Genomic DNA, 14,418 nt, shown 5'->3' with positions numbered 1-14,418 from the left:
ATCCTTTTCTATTCAGCATCATATATACTGAATGCTTGTTTTATATCTGTCAACTAAAAGTGTACTACTTCAAAATATGGTTCATTCCGGCATAAACAAGGATGGCCAGCATCTGCCTGGGCGACGCCAGATTTCGATCTATCCTTTGATAGGTCTCCTCCAGTGACTTTATATCCATACCTCCAATGCAGTGGCGAAGCAGGCGGACGGGGTCATCTTTGCTAACCTGAAATTCAAGATTTAAGGGGAGAAACAGTTGATAATTCTCTCCTAAAGACGTATACTCTTTCTGTGAATTTGGTTTTTGCATACCTAAATTCTACACCTAATCCCGGGGCTTGAATATCCCGGGATTATCTTTTTGCATAAAAATGAGGCTGCTGCACGTTTTGATTACGTGCAACAGCCCCTTTTCCCACAGGGACTAGCTTCGCGTCGCACGAGGCGGGAGATATGTGCTCACCGCCTGTCGCGTGACCTTTAGGTTATATGATATTCGCCCCCCCACCTGCAGAGGTGGGGGACATCTTCTTCCGAGTTATAACACATTATGCAAATTTTGCCGTAAAAAAGGCCGGTCGCCCGGCCTCGTTACTTAAATCTGTGCTCCCGTTCCATAACCTGCAAGAACTCCGTGAGCCTTGCAATCTCTCCGGAGAGCCTGTCCATAGACTTCTGAAAGCTTGTAAGCAGATAAAACGTAACTACAATAGGAAACCCCACCGTGGAAATCGCCGTCAGTGCTGTCTGTTCCATTTCCTCACCCCCTATACAACAAAAGCCCCGATAGTCGGGGCCTCTGCCGTCCTTGCCAATCCTTACGCCAGCTCCTCGCGGTCGCTGATGCGGATATAGGCTTCCTTGATCTCCGTGGCCTGCTCCCCGCCTACGGAAACGGCTTTCTTGTCAATCATCTTCTGCATGACGGTCCTGACCGCTGCGTCAGTCAGCCCCGGTGCAGGGTCCTGCAGGGTGTAGGTCTTGGTGCTGCCTGCTTCCAGTTTGAAAGTCATGGTAAGTGTACGCATTTTCTAACCCTCCCTTACGCTTCGTGCAAATTGAAGGTGTTGACGCGCTGGACGTAGCCGAAATCGTGGGTCTGGAGGCTGGCAAGATCCTTGCCCAGGTCAAATGCGTCATCATCAGTGAGGTCTGGGGAAATGCCAGGCACGCTGCGTGCGGCGTAGAGGGGCTGCCCGTCCTTGCCGGTGCCTTTCTCTACCATGAGCTTCAGGGTAGTGGTGCTGGCTGTTGCTTCTGCTGCCATGTCTATTCTCCTTTCTGAGAACTGCATAAATGCCAAAGGCCCGAAGCTGTCATTTCGCCTCGGGCCTTTGACGGAATGACAACCAAATATATCAGCCCATAGGGCGTGATAACTTAGATGGATTGCTGTCATTCCTAGCAGCAATGTTTTATTGTTGAGTTTATCCTAGCAGGTTGACATTATGATTGCAAGGGGGATTTTACCAGTTGCTGTTCACCAGTGCCGCTGCTTCTTTATCGGGCAGGGAATAGTTTTTCATGATCTGCTGGATTGCTGCATCTTTGGTGAGCTGCAGGTCTTTCAGCATGGTGACTGCCTTGGAAATGCCTTCGTTAAGGCCCTCGTTGCGTCCCTCGCTACGTCCTTCATTCCTGGCATCCATCTTCATATCTTCAATAGCCTTGCACACGTTGACCGCCTCCTTACCCACGGGGATATCGAATTTCACATTGGAGCAAACGCTGATGGTCTGGGCCGCCAGGCGCTTGATATCCTGGTAGCCTGGATTGTCGTCCAGCAGCTTCTTCAGTTCATGCTTATCAGCAGAGTGCTTGATGAATTTCAGCACTTCTTTGAGGTCTGACTTGAAAAGATCCAGCTCCTCGTCGCTCATGAGGGACGGGGACACAAGATTCATCTTGTAGTCTGCCACATACTTCATAAGCCGGGGGCTGATGTCCTCCGGGTACATTTCCCGCAGGGTCAGGGGCACGTCCCACTTGTCTGTCCCCCAATGCACCACGATGGTGACCACCGGCAGCACTTTGTCCCCGCGGTGGAAGCCGCTCAGGAATTCTGCCGTGTCCTGGCCCGTGTCTTTGGCTTCCCGATAGGACTTTGCCGCCTGGTCTACCTGCTTTGCCAAAGTCATGGCATCGTACAAAAGATTGCGGACGGGCATGGCTGTATGGATTTCGCTTTGGTTTTCCACGCCTAAAATGCAGTAAGCTGCCTTGCCGTCAGTCTTCAGGAGCATCTTCAGCACGTCCCTGTCCTTCTGCTGGGGGCTGACCGCGCCGTCCGCCCCGTAGGGCAGGACAATGCTGGTGGTGTCAAGCTCCCGCAAGTTCTCCGGGCGAATGACTTCCTCACCATTATAACAGTAGCCATTGAACAGGTCAGCGAACTGCTTCGGCTGGCTCATGTATTCTTTGGTGATAGTATCTTTGTCGCTCAAACTCTGACACCTCATTTCTTTGCTATCCTTGTTGTTATTGTATGACTTCTCTGCCAAAAAGGCAAGGAAAAAGGGGCCTTTCCGCCCCTCATGCCTTACTGCCACCAGTCCGTCACGCCCCTTGCGATGGCGACGGCGAATTCCTCCCCGTGCTGCCTCAACAATCTTCAAGATATATTCCTCCGCGACTTAGCTTTCCCTCACAGAGACTTCCCCCATTGCTTCCCCAAAAAGTTTTTTATAACCCGGCTGGCGAATCCTTCACCATAATGGCAGCCTGATTCCAAAGGTTTATTCGTGCCATTATTCTCTTTTGAAAATGAGGTGACAATATTGGATACAGATAAACAGGCTCTAATCAGCTATTTACTAAGCGGCGGCCTGCAGCAGGAAAAACCTGCCTCACGCGTCATCCGACAAGAACAAACGAATTATGCACAAGGAACCGCAAGGGCTATTCCAGTCCCTACCCATGAGGAAATAGAAGCACACCACCACAAAGAAGCTGATAAGGCCGCCGCAAACGCTATGCCCCAAACATTTGCACCTATGAATTGGTCCCAGCTTGGGTCTGCCCAGCAACCGAAACCTTCAGTCAAAGCTGCTGCTGATTCCAGGGAAGTCAAATCCCCTCTTTGGGAGCGGGTGAAGAAAAAATGATAAGACATGCTGCTGCCTTCAGCAGAGCTCTTTCCCTGCCTCTGCCAAAATCCGCATCTGCTCCATGGTCTCCTCTTCCGTCACCAGCGGCAGCGCGCCGTTCAGCAGCGTCTCATACAGGGCATCATAATACCGTGCATAGTCCCCTTTCTCACTGGGGACTTTTTCTTCGTGGTAGTTCCCAGCTTCATCGTACCAGGTGAGGGTGCCGTAATGCTCCGGCAGGTCCAGGCCAAAGTCCGGGTGGCCTGCAGGCAGGTAAAACTTCTTCAGATCAGCTTCCTGCCTGTCTTCGGTTTCCTTGACAAAACAGCCCCGCCGTCCGTAAAGCTCGAAGCTGGGACGTGCTTTGGCCCTGAAATAGCTGGACTTCACTGAGACCTTGAAGCCCTCATAGAAGAAATCCAGATCAAAGTAATCGTTCATGCGGCCTTTGCCCAAAAGCTGCCGCACATCCGAACGGACTTCCAAAGGCCTGCCAAACCAGGCCAGCACCTGATCCACGGTGTGGCAGGCGTGGGTGTAGAGGAAGGCCTCGTCCTTCCGGAAGCTCTCTGCCCCTTCCGGCACATAAGCCCGGTAGTAATCATAGTTCATGTTGACTTCATAGAGCTCCCCCAATCTGCCGGAGGAGAGCACCTTCTGGGCCGTCAGGAAATCGCTGTCAAAGCGGCGGTTCTGATAGCACTGCACCATCACGCCCTTTTCCTTTGCCAGACGGAACAGCTCTGCCGCTTCCTCAGCATTTGTGGCAAAGGGCTTTTCCACCACGCAGTTCTTCCCGGCTTCCAGCACCTTCTTGGCCAGGGGATAATGGGCTGCCGTGGCCGTCGTCACCACCAGCACATCTATTTCCGGGTCATGGAGGATCTTTTCCAGGTCATCCGTATATGTGACGCCCTCAATCCTCGTCCAGTCCTGTTTCGCCAGATTACGCTGATAGATCATCTTCACCCGGAGCGTATCGGGGCGGTTCAGCACAAAGGGCAGATGGTAGCGGTTGGTGCTCTTGCCATTGCCTATATAGCCGATTACTAATTTCCTGTTTTCCATTGCAATATCACCTCAAAGCATTTTATTCGCTGTCTCACTGGCCAAATCCTTTGCTCCTGCCATGGCCTACGGCTTTTATTTAGTCACCGTCACCCGGTCAATCTCCCGGCCGTCAGGCAGGAAGCATCTGACGGTTATTTCCTTAGCTGTCACCTGCATGGTTAGGTAGTTGTCCGTCTCCGGCTGGGGAGCCACCACCTCGTCCAGCTGGTGATCCACCCAGAGGCCGGGATAGCGGACGTTGCCCGCCACGCCGGTCAATATGTAGAGAGGCCCCCCGCTGTCCCGCTGGAAGTTCCTGATATGGCCCCGGTTGCGGTAGGTGTGCAGATGGGCGGTGAAGACAAGGTCTATGCCCAGCTCGTCAAAGAGGGGCATGAAAGCCTCACCCACGTCGGAAATGCCCTCCTGCCGCTCGGGACGCTTGTGGATGCGGTATTGCAGCACATCCTTGTGGAGCAGGGCTATCTTCCACTTCTTGTCGCTGCCTTCGGCATCTTTCCGCAGCCACTGCAGCTGTTCTTCCTTCAGCCCCGGCTTGAACTCCTCCGTCTCGTCCCACTGGGTATTCAGTACTATGAAATGTACCTCGCCGTAGTCAAAGGAATAGTAATAGCGGGAAAAATCCTCACTGCCGTTTTCCGGCACCGCAAAGTAGTGGAGATAGGCCTCCGGCAGCCGCACCTGCCAGTTCTGGTCGTAGGTTTCATGATTGCCCATGAGGGGCACGAAGGGCAGGCGGTCCATGATGCCCTCCACTCCATTGAACCAGGCCTGCCACTGGGTATGGTCCTCCCCGTTGTCCACGATATCCCCCATATTGATGAAAAAAGCCGCCTGGGGATTGCGCCGGGCGGCATCCTGCGCCAAAGCCTCCCAATCGCTGTAGTCGCTGGACTGGGAATCCGGGAAGATCAGACACTCAAAATCTTCCGCACCAGCCGTGCGCAGGCTGTGCCACTCTCCCGTGGCGCCTTCTGCCACCACCCGGTATTCATAATCCGCATCCGCCTCCAGTTTCTGCAGGTTCACCAGATACTGATTATTCTTCACCCCGTCATCGGTGAAAAAATCTTCCCTGGCAGCTGTCATCCTGATATCCTCCTGGCCAGCCAGGCGGTATTCCACCCCGGCATTAGTGAGGGGGCTGTCCGACTGCCATAAGATGGTCCGGCTGTGGGCCGCATCAGATGTGACAAGCTGCCGCAAGAAACGTGCCTCCACCTCCCCCGACAAGCCGCGCACGCCATTCACCGCCTGACGGTAGAGGGACCCCTTGGCAAAATAAAAGCCCCCTGCCAGAAGCCCCAGAGTGGCAAGGGCCCCCGTAATAAAAGTTCTTCTGTTCATTACTATCTCCTGCAAATACTTTATCTCTTGCCTTCAATTCTAACGCTTGAAGTCCACTCCAAGTCAAGCAGGAATTTCCATGCCTTCCCCGGCCAGGGTTCAGTCATCTGTTTACAGGCAGTAAATTAGCATCAAGCTAACAGCTCCATCAGCAGCCTGACATTCTCGGTGCTGTACTCAATCTGCTCGGACCAGCGGCGGGTTAACTCTGCCAGTTCACCTGTCAGCTGATATTGCAAATAGATAAAGTCGGTATTCAGCTGCGCATAGGAGAGCACCGTGCCCCAGCCGTACTGGGGCACATGCTCAAGGGCGCGGTATAGTATGTACTGATAGATGCGGTCGAAGGCCTGCGGCGCGTCAGCCTCAAGCTCCATATCTGCAGAACGCAGCTGGGCCAGCTGAGCCGTCCAGGCCTCATCGATGGGCTCCGTCTTCTGCAGGCAGTCAAGCACAAAAGCTGCATCATCAGCAGTAAGGCCTGTCTGATAGCACAGGTCCTCGTCACTCACCGGCAGGGATAAGCGCTGCAGCACTTCCTTGAGGGACAGCTTCTCGCCAGCTTCCGTCCGGAAATGCAGTGGCTTTTCCTCTGCCAATAACAGCTCGCAGCTTTTCTCACAGCTAAGCCCCACCCCCGCCAGCTCATAGTCCCCCAGGCTTACGAAAAAGCGCGGGTGGTTCGCGCAGATATCACATAGGACAGACTCGTCAGCCCTGCGGATAAGCTCACAAAGGCCATCGCTGCGCAGGAACGGGCAGCGGCCGCCTGGACCAAGCACGAACTGCCAGGTGCCATCAACCTCGACGATATTCTGGCGTATAGCCTCGCCAACCGGCCCCGCCAGCTGCTGGTATCTTGCGGCCGTTGCGGCATCGATATCAATCTCCCAGCCGGCACAGCAGGTATGCTGGCATTTATCGGCCTTGCAGCAGAAGTCCTCGTAAAAATCTGGATATATTGTCTTCAACATCTCAAGCTCCCCCATATAAATTGCCGCTATTCTCATTTACAGCAATAGCGGCAATTTTTATCAAGAATGTTTCATTGAATCTGTAGAAAATCTTAGCAACAAAGCCTGCTGGGGGCAGTTGGCAACACATTCTCCACAACGGATGCACTCTGCTGCTCCAGGGTTCCTGACCGGGTTTACCCCCATGGGGCAGGCACTCTGGCACTTGCCACAGGACACGCAGGCTGATCTGCTGACCTGCAGGCGGTAAAGGCTGATGCGGTTCAAAAGCCCATAAATGGCTCCCAAGGGGCAGAGAAGCTTGCAAAAAAAACGATAATTCATCATGCTCCCCAGGCAGACCAGCAACAGCACCAGGAATTTCCAGGCAAAGAGCTTCCCCAGCGCCTGCCTGAATTCCGGGTGGGTGGCAAGGAGGGGCAGTCCTCCTTCCAGGGTGCCAGCCGGGCAGATAAACTCACAGAAGGCCGGCAAGCCTGCGCCGGAATAATCCGTCCACAGCAGCGGCAGCAGCATGACAAACACCGCCAGGATAACGTATTTCACATAAACCAGAGGCGGCCATAATTTTTTCTTCGGCAGGGGAACACGATGAAGCAGCTCCTGAAAAAGCCCGAAGGGGCAGAGATAGCCACAGACTGCCCGTCCCCATAACACCCCTACAGCCATAAGAAATCCTGTAACATAATAGCTGAACCTGAACCCAGCCGAAGCTGTCACTGCCTGCAGTGCTCCAATAGGGCAGGAAAAAACCGCCGCCGGGCAGGAATAGCAGTTCAGCCCCGGCACACAAAGGCTCTTCCACTCTCCCTTGTAGAGCCTGCCCGAAAGGAAATTGCCCAGCTTTGGATCAGCCAGGAAAAGGGCCAGCGTCTGGATGAGTTTGCGCCTGATAGATTGTCGCAAGCTGCCTCCCCTCCTAGCCTAAGCCAATGCATTCCATGCAGACCCGCACAGCTTTCCGCAAAACGATGGCTGCCTCGCCCCGATTGACTCCCCAGGCTACGCTGAGGAGGGAAAGCAGCAGGAGGCCTCCCTGCAGGAGCAGCCTTCTTTTGCCCTCACTCATGCAGATATTTCCTCACAAACGCCTTATAGGCCTCCACATCAGCCCCCACCACAGGGCTGCCTACCACTTTCCCCTCTGAGTTCACGAAGATAGTGGTGGGCACGGCCTCCACGCCCTCAAGATATTTCATAAGAGCCTCATCCGGCACCAGGTTCACAAACTCTGCCCCGGCTTCGCCCAGAATCTTCTTCGCCGTCCCAATGGATCCGGCATCCTGCCTGTCCATGACATCACAGACAATGCCTATGAGCTGGGCATCCGCCGGCATATTCCTGGCCCAGTCCCCCAGCTCCGGCATCTCGCCGATGCAGGGCGGGCAGAAGGTGCCCCAGATGTTTACCACTGTGATTTTCTTTTGAGCAAAGATTTCTTTTGTCACTTCATTGCCCTGCAGATCCACGGCCCTGAAGCTTGGGAAATCCTCCTGCCCCTGCTGGGCAGCAACTTTAGCCATAGGCTGCTCTGCCACCCCGGAGCCGCACCCCACCAGGAAAAAACCTGCCGCAAGCGCCAGGATTCCCCCAGCCTGCCAAAAAGCCTTCATAGCCAACCTCTCCTTTCAAAATTCACTCCTTAGTTAGATTCGCTCCCTCCTTGCCATCCCCCTGCATTCCCATAGCGGCATTTTCTATTTCATGCGCTCCCACCAAGCATCAAACTGTTTTGGCTGCTCTCCGCCTATATAGGCCAGCTCCCCGATTTCCGGGGTCAAGGATTCCCCATACCGCAAACCTTTGATTGTCGAAGGTGACCGGCGGGATGCCGGAAGTTGTGAGCCGCTGGGTGGAAACTCAGTCCGTAGGACAAATCCAGTCTGTCCTGATGGATATTGTAGGTGCCTATGAACGGGATTTCATGAAGCATCCTGAAACATAAGCGCTTATTGCTGATACCTCTTCCTTACCTCCAACGGCAGGCTCCCATAGATTTTCCTGAACATCTCCCGAGCCGTGCGCTCATTTTTCAGACCGTATTCCAGCATAAGCTCCCCTATGCTTCCATCAGATTCTAGCAGAGCCTTGTAGAAAGCAGCCAGACGCACCCTGTAGATATACTCCGTCAAAGGCATGCCCATCTGCTCATGGAAGAGTCTTGAGAGATAATTAGCATTGTAGCCGGAAAGCCTGGCCAGTTCAGGTACAGTAATCTGCTCCTTGTAATGTTCATTTATATGCACCACTACATCCCGGATAGGTTTGCCTATCCGGCTTTTTATTTGCTCCTTTTCCGTAAAATCCAGCACCAACCGCTTCAGAATCCCCATCAAGGTGATTTCTGCGTCAAAGAGGTATCCACAGGACTTTTCCTTCAGGATTTCATTCAGTCGGACAAAGTCTGCCACCACCTCTGCGTAAGCCTGCTCATTCCTGTTCTTCTGGAGATTGAACTGAAGCTTGGCCGGGTTCTTAACAAAGGGATTCAATATCCCCAAGGGTACCTGCAGCACCAGGGCACGATTGGGCGTATTAGCCACATCGTGGATCAGGCCCGAGGACACAGCTATGCACTCCTCTGCTCCCACTGTATGCGGCTGGCCATTGACATTGAGGCGCAGGCTGCCTTCCAGCACGCAAAGGATTTCCACGCTGTTATGCCAGTGAAAAGGCACATAGCCGTCCGTTTCCACCTTTGATTCGTAAAACCTGATGCCCAAGGGCAGATTAGTCGCCACTATCTCATGCTTGCTGCCGGACATAGCCATCACCTCAAAACCTTACAATTCTTACTTGTAACAGTAATATTCAAACACGATTCTTGTTTATTATTGAATTATAGCATATCCTGTGCTACCATGTCATCAATCCGATAGAATCGAACTTTTCAGGAGGCACTTCACTATGGATATGATAGTAAACCCCATTATTCCCGGCATGGCACCTGACCCATCCATCATCAGAGCAGGTGCAGATTATTACATTGCCACCTCAACTTTTCACTGGGCTCCCGGGGTAGTCATCTACCATTCCCGCGACCTTATGAACTGGCAGCAATGCGCCACTGTCCTGCAAAATGACGAAATAGACCTGCGGGGCACCAACACCCCCGCCGGCATATGGGCTCCTCATCTTTCCTACGATGAAACAGAAAAGAAGTTCTGGCTGGCTTACTCCCTGATGGAAAATATGGCCGGACGGGAATTCAACGCCCAAAGCTATGCCATGTGGGCCAACGATATAAAAGGCCCCTGGTCAGAGCCGATTTACCTCACCTCCATAGGTTTTGACCCTTCCCTTTACCACGAAGCTGGCCGCCATTATCTGGCCATATTGGAGTGGGAAACACGCAGCGGCTACCAGGCTCCGGGGCATCTGGCTATGGCGGAGATAAATCTCAGCACCGGCAAGCTCATGGGCAAATGGCACCGTCTGACCACCGGCTTTACCACCCGGGGCTGCATAGAGGCACCTCAAATCTACAAACATGATGGATATTACTATATGCTGGCAGCCTCCGGCGGTACAGGCTACGGGCACGGCATTGAGATGGGGCGGTCTAAAGATATCTTCGGACCTTACGAAAGCAATCCCACCGGTGAACCCATCCTCACTTCCTCTCCACGCCATCTGTTCTCCTTGGGTGACCCGGATGCAGGCCATTTTGAAATGTTCAATCCCCATTCTCCTTTGCAAAAAGCAGGGCACGGCTCCCTGGTGGAAACTCCTGACCATGAATGGTACATTACCCACCTCATGTCCCGACCTCTGCCTGGCACCAAGCTCAATCCCCTTGGCCGGGAAACCGGCCTGCAGAAGGTGCGCTGGACGAAAGAAGGCTGGCTGGAACTGGAGGACAGCTCCAACCTTGCCAAGCTGGAAGTGCCCGCTCCCAAAGCTGCCGCAAATGCTAAGCAAAATTTTCACGCAAATGATATCTTTACGGATTTTGCCACAGAAGACGCCCTGTCTGCTTTCTTTACCCCTTATCACCTGAAAAATAAATCCTGGGCCGATATCAAGGATGGTCACCTGGAGCTTTACGGCGGCAATTCCTTCTTTTCCCAGGTAGCGCCATCCATCCTGGCCACCCGGGCCACATCTTTCAAGTACAGCCTGCAGGTCAAGCTTTCCTTCTCCCCCAACCATTATTCTGAACGGGCAGGCACAGGACTTTACTACGATTCCAACAACTGGCTCTATGCTTACCTGGCTTTGGATGACAAAGAAGAAAAACTTATGCTATGCCTGATGCAGGCAAAACTGGGTGAACGCCTGACCTATGATTTTGATACCGTCCCCATGCCCGACACTCCTATAGAACTGCGCCTCGATTATAATTACGGAACGGTGAAAGTATTCTACAGATTAGATGAAAACGCTGCCTGGCAACAACTATCAGGCAGTATAGATGCCAGCTATCTTTCTGATGAAGGCGTCAATGGCGAACCAGGCGAAATCGGTGGCTTTACAGGTCTCTTCAACTTTATCGGCGCAGTAGACGCCCATCAGCATGACTCTCACGGAAACTATTACTATTACCAAGTAACCTCAGCAGAATAAGGAGGCTTTCGATTATGAGCAACAAAGTTGTCATTTCCCTCAAACGGCTGGTACCGGGACTTATCATCGGTCCTGCCAGTTGGCTTGGCCCTTATATCGTCATGGTGAGCCTGTTCCTGCCTGCCCTGCTGCAGGAACTTGATGCAGAAAACAAGATTCCCCTGCTGGCCTTGTTCTCTACCCTGGGCATGATTGTGGCAGCCCTTTCCAACATGCTGGCAGGCGCCCTCTCTGACAACACCCGTTCCCGCTTTGGCAAGCGTGCCCCCTGGATTGTAGGCGGCGCTTTCGCCTTCATGGCTTCCATGACCGCCGCTTCTTTTTCCCAGGGCATTCCCATGCTGCTGACTTCCTGGATGGTAGGTCAGGCTGCCCTGAATTTCATCGTGGCTCCCATGGTCGCCTGGCTGGATTTTGCCGAGGATGACAAAAAAGGCACCGCCTCCTCAGCCTACGGCGGTCTGGGCATGGCTCTGGGCAACAACGGTTTCAACGTCATCGGCGCCATGTTCCTGGGACAGTTCCGCACAGGCTTCATCATCTTTGGCATCATCGCCTTCATTGGCGTGCTGATTTCCGTCTTTATAGTCAATGAGCCTTCCAATCTGGAGGAAGCGGCCGAAGAAAAGCAGGCTTCACAGGAAAAGAAGCCCGGTCTTTCCTGGCAGACCGTGAAAAAGGTTTTCCCTGCCTGGAACATCGGACGGGATTATTACCTTGCCCTTATCGGCAAGCTTTTCCAGGGCATAGGCAACTTCGCCGTCACTGGCTACATTCTCTACATCATGACGGACTTTCTGCTGATGGGAGACGGCACCGCCTCCTCCATCCAGCTTCTGAACTCTGTCATGCTGGCCTTCGGCATTCTCATGGGCTTTGTGGCAGGCCCCCTGTCCGATAAGTTCAACGTGTTGAAACTTCCCGTAGGCCTTTCCCCCATCTTCCTGGCCCTGGGGGCTCTGGCCCTCTTCCTGCTGCGTGATGACGGCATCCTCATCTATGCCCTCTGCGCAGGTCTGGGCATGGGCCTCTGGAACTCCCTGGACAATCTGCTTAATCTGCGGGTCATACCCGACAAGGAGCGCGTAGCCTTCTTCCTGGGGGTCTACAATCTTGGCAATACCCTGACCCAGGCCATAGCCCCCATTATTGCTGCCACCGTCATATCTCTCTTCGGATTCTCCAGTGTCTTCTTCGTATCCATGGTGTTTTCCATAATCGGCGGACTCTGCGTGCTTTCCATAAAGAGCATAGGACGGTAATATTATTTCAACTGACAACCCCCGGCCATTGGCAGTCCAAACACTGCATAGCCGGGGGCTTTTGACGTTTGTGTTTTGTCAGATCTTATGATAAGCATGCAGCACAAAACCAAACCTTTCTGTGGATACGCTTATTTTTCCCAACGTGATTTCACACACATTACTGGCAGGATTATAGCTTGAGATAAAGAAGTCTTCTTAAAAAGATATTCTGCGAAACTACAGGAAGGTGACGCTTATGAAACGATTCGACCAGAGAATTGCCGTAGTCACAGGAGCCATGCACGGCTGGAAATATTTTGGCAAATAAACGGAGACAGCAACACCACTATGAAAAAAGAACTTCCACATTTCAACGTGGGCACAGCCTATGGCGGCGCCCAGGACTGGTGCCGCACACAATGGATGAAGATGGGAGGCTGTGCCGCCATCACCGCCTGCGACTGCAGCCTTTGCTTCGAACTATACAAGGGCAAGACAGGCCTCTACCCCCATGACAGAAACAACATTTCCCAAGAGGACTATGTGGACTTTGCCTACGTCATGGAACCTTACCTGCGTCCCCGCTGGAGCGGCATCGATAAACTGGACATATACATTGAAGGCTTCACCAAGTTTCTCCACCAAAGGGGCGTGACAGATATCGCCCTCACCCCCTGGGATGGCAAAGAAAACCTTGAGGATACCAAGACAGTCATCAAAAAGCAGATAGATAGCGGCTGGCCCATCCCCTGCCTCACCCTCAAGCACAAGGCCCCTGCCATGGACGACTTTGTCTGGCACTGGTATATCCTCAATGGCTATGAAGAATTCGAAGATACATTCATGGTCAAAGCCGTCACCTATGGCACCTGGCGCTGGCTTGACCTGAAAATGCTCTGGACTACCGGCCACCAACGCAAGGGCGGCCTCATCCTCTTTTCCTGAATCGAAAGAATCAGCTTGTGCTCCGCATAAGGGATAATCTACATATCATCTTTCTCGGCAAACCATATTTTTCCTTGCCAAGATACTCATAGTCATTTTTGTATGCCAAGTATCTAAAAAGTAACTATTGCTGCCATAAGGCGTTTATGATATATTATTGGCAATAGCATAAGCGGCTGTGTAGGAGCCGTGCCGCTCTAGCGGCAGAAAATCGACGTGGAAAGTCCCTGTGGCTTTCTGCCCTTTTAGGGAGCGTCGATTTTTTTTATTGCTGTGCATCATGTTAATGAGTTGATAGGAGGCTTACCATGAAAAAGAATTACTGCCTTGACTGGCTATTGTTTCTCAGCGGGCTTGCTTGCATAGCCACTGGGCTTTTACTGGACTTTCATTTGATTCCCGGTGGCAGAGAGGCAAAAGGCCCCTTTGTTACGGTGCATACATATAGCGGCTATCTTATGTCCGTGGGGATACTTCTCCACCTTGTCTGGCACAAGAGTTGGATTTCTGTAGTGACCAAGAAAGTTTGCAGAAAAAAGGCATCTATGAATGCAAATATCGAAAATGGAAAGGAATGTGTTTGATATGAATGCTATTTTTACCCGCACCAGTGTGAGCAGTTACGAAGAACGCCCTGTAGAGGCTGAAAAAATCGACATCCACAAGAGTGCCCACGTCAACGCCCCTATTATCGAAGAGTTCCCGGTAACCCTTGATGTACCCAGACCCGCTCATCATGCCAAAAGGGATAACGCAAGTTAAAGAAACAACAGTCCCCGCGTTTCTGCGGCATTACAGACTGCCCCCGAAGAAGTCCTTGTCGTACCAGATACCCGGGGTATTCTTTATATCATCTCTAAGGAGATAAAGGTCTTCCTTGAGGATGTGGCGGAAATCGTACCAAGTCTTGTCGCCGTCTATCTGCATTAAAGGAACATTCTTTAGTTCTGCGATAATTTTCTTCTTTTTGCAGGACCAAGCGACGATGCATGGGGCTCGCAGGCTCCATGTGTACCAGATGGCATCGCTAAGGTCTGGCAGGTAGTTCATTTCCAGCAGTTTTTCCAAAAGGTCCCGGCCAGTGGCCCTGTCTTCCATTTCGATGTCCCTGCGGTGGTCCATGGCGTCGTCCCCCATGCAGACACCGTCACGGTTGATGGATACTATCATCTTTATTCCTCC

The 14,418-nt window shown here is 52.5% G+C and carries 18 protein-coding genes; 6 read left to right on the top strand and 12 right to left on the bottom strand.

Annotated features, from left to right (window positions below):
• Positions 1-591: 591 nt before the first annotated feature.
• The 4 genes from BLW59_RS13450 to BLW59_RS13435 form a co-directional block, all read right to left on the bottom strand.
• Positions 592-756 (bottom strand): YvrJ family protein, encoded by a 165-nt coding sequence (locus BLW59_RS13450; protein ID WP_074698182.1) that lies wholly within the window; start codon positions 754-756, stop codon positions 592-594.
• A gap of 62 nt (positions 757-818) precedes the next feature.
• Positions 819-1,028 carry a DUF2922 domain-containing protein gene (locus tag BLW59_RS13445; RefSeq protein WP_074698181.1) on the bottom strand — a complete coding sequence of 70 codons (210 nt, stop codon included), beginning with the start codon at positions 1,026-1,028 and terminating at the stop codon, positions 819-821.
• Between the two features lie 14 nt (positions 1,029-1,042).
• Positions 1,043-1,267 (bottom strand): DUF1659 domain-containing protein, encoded by a 225-nt coding sequence (locus BLW59_RS17820; protein ID WP_074698180.1) that lies wholly within the window; start codon positions 1,265-1,267, stop codon positions 1,043-1,045.
• 199 nt (positions 1,268-1,466) lie between these two features.
• Complete coding sequence (locus tag BLW59_RS13435; RefSeq protein WP_318258589.1) at positions 1,467-2,615, bottom strand: Rpn family recombination-promoting nuclease/putative transposase; 1,149 nt, start codon at positions 2,613-2,615, stop codon at positions 1,467-1,469.
• A gap of 162 nt (positions 2,616-2,777) precedes the next feature.
• On the opposite strand from BLW59_RS13435, the gene BLW59_RS13430 reads away from it, so the two are divergent.
• Positions 2,778-3,104, top strand: coding sequence for a hypothetical protein (locus BLW59_RS13430; RefSeq protein ID WP_074698179.1), 327 nt, complete (start codon positions 2,778-2,780; stop codon positions 3,102-3,104).
• 18 nt (positions 3,105-3,122) lie between these two features.
• On the opposite strand, the gene BLW59_RS13425 is transcribed toward BLW59_RS13430, so the two are convergent.
• From BLW59_RS13425 to BLW59_RS13395, 7 genes are all read right to left on the bottom strand, one after another.
• Entirely contained in the window at positions 3,123-4,157 is a 1,035-nt protein-coding gene (locus BLW59_RS13425) for a Gfo/Idh/MocA family oxidoreductase (protein WP_074698178.1), read from the bottom strand.
• 75 nt (positions 4,158-4,232) lie between these two features.
• On the bottom strand, positions 4,233-5,507 hold the full coding sequence (locus BLW59_RS13420) for a purple acid phosphatase family protein (RefSeq protein WP_074698177.1): 1,275 nt from the start codon (positions 5,505-5,507) through the stop codon (positions 4,233-4,235).
• Positions 5,508-5,638: 131 nt separating this feature from the next.
• On the bottom strand, positions 5,639-6,481 hold the full coding sequence (gene fliB, locus BLW59_RS13415; protein ID WP_074698176.1) for a flagellin lysine-N-methylase: 843 nt from the start codon (positions 6,479-6,481) through the stop codon (positions 5,639-5,641).
• Positions 6,482-6,541: 60 nt separating this feature from the next.
• Positions 6,542-7,387 carry a 4Fe-4S binding protein gene (locus BLW59_RS13410; protein WP_074698175.1) on the bottom strand — a complete coding sequence of 282 codons (846 nt, stop codon included), beginning with the start codon at positions 7,385-7,387 and terminating at the stop codon, positions 6,542-6,544.
• A 13-nt stretch (positions 7,388-7,400) separates the two neighbouring features.
• A complete protein-coding gene (locus tag BLW59_RS13405) occupies positions 7,401-7,550 on the bottom strand; it encodes a CD1871A family CXXC motif-containing protein (RefSeq protein WP_029544758.1) in 150 nt (49 codons plus the stop codon).
• The gene (locus BLW59_RS13400) at positions 7,543-8,094 is read right to left on the bottom strand and encodes a TlpA family protein disulfide reductase (RefSeq protein ID WP_081348542.1); all 552 of its coding nucleotides are present in this window, start codon (positions 8,092-8,094) and stop codon (positions 7,543-7,545) included. Before BLW59_RS13400 ends, BLW59_RS13405 begins: the two co-directional genes overlap by 8 nt.
• Before the next feature lie 336 nt (positions 8,095-8,430).
• Positions 8,431-9,246, bottom strand: coding sequence for a helix-turn-helix domain-containing protein (locus BLW59_RS13395; protein WP_074698174.1), 816 nt, complete (start codon positions 9,244-9,246; stop codon positions 8,431-8,433).
• Positions 9,247-9,388: 142 nt separating this feature from the next.
• On the opposite strand from BLW59_RS13395, the gene BLW59_RS13390 reads away from it, so the two are divergent.
• The 5 genes from BLW59_RS13390 (at position 9,389) to BLW59_RS17480 (ending at position 13,998) form a co-directional block, all read left to right on the top strand.
• Positions 9,389-11,047 carry a family 43 glycosylhydrolase gene (locus tag BLW59_RS13390; RefSeq protein ID WP_074698173.1) on the top strand — a complete coding sequence of 553 codons (1,659 nt, stop codon included), beginning with the start codon at positions 9,389-9,391 and terminating at the stop codon, positions 11,045-11,047.
• Between the two features lie 14 nt (positions 11,048-11,061).
• A complete protein-coding gene (locus BLW59_RS13385) occupies positions 11,062-12,309 on the top strand; it encodes an MFS transporter (protein ID WP_074698172.1) in 1,248 nt (415 codons plus the stop codon).
• A 330-nt stretch (positions 12,310-12,639) separates the two neighbouring features.
• On the top strand, positions 12,640-13,236 hold the full coding sequence (locus tag BLW59_RS13380; protein WP_074698171.1) for a hypothetical protein: 597 nt from the start codon (positions 12,640-12,642) through the stop codon (positions 13,234-13,236).
• Positions 13,237-13,544: 308 nt separating this feature from the next.
• Entirely contained in the window at positions 13,545-13,820 is a 276-nt protein-coding gene (locus tag BLW59_RS13375) for a DUF4405 domain-containing protein (protein ID WP_051650365.1), read from the top strand.
• Position 13,821: 1 nt separating this feature from the next.
• Positions 13,822-13,998 carry a hypothetical protein gene (locus BLW59_RS17480; RefSeq protein ID WP_175463449.1) on the top strand — a complete coding sequence of 59 codons (177 nt, stop codon included), beginning with the start codon at positions 13,822-13,824 and terminating at the stop codon, positions 13,996-13,998.
• A 30-nt stretch (positions 13,999-14,028) separates the two neighbouring features.
• Here the strand turns inward: BLW59_RS17480 and BLW59_RS13370 are convergent, their stop codons facing one another.
• Entirely contained in the window at positions 14,029-14,406 is a 378-nt protein-coding gene (locus BLW59_RS13370; RefSeq protein ID WP_029544764.1) for a hypothetical protein, read from the bottom strand.
• Positions 14,407-14,418: the final 12 nt, after the last annotated feature.

Source organism: Selenomonas sp. KH1T6, assembly GCF_900108415.1.
Classification (GTDB): Bacteria; Bacillota; Negativicutes; order Selenomonadales; family Selenomonadaceae; genus Selenomonas_B; species Selenomonas_B ruminantium_A.
The sequence above is the reverse complement of the archived record's forward strand: the minus strand, read 5'-3'. Positions and strand labels throughout refer to the sequence as shown.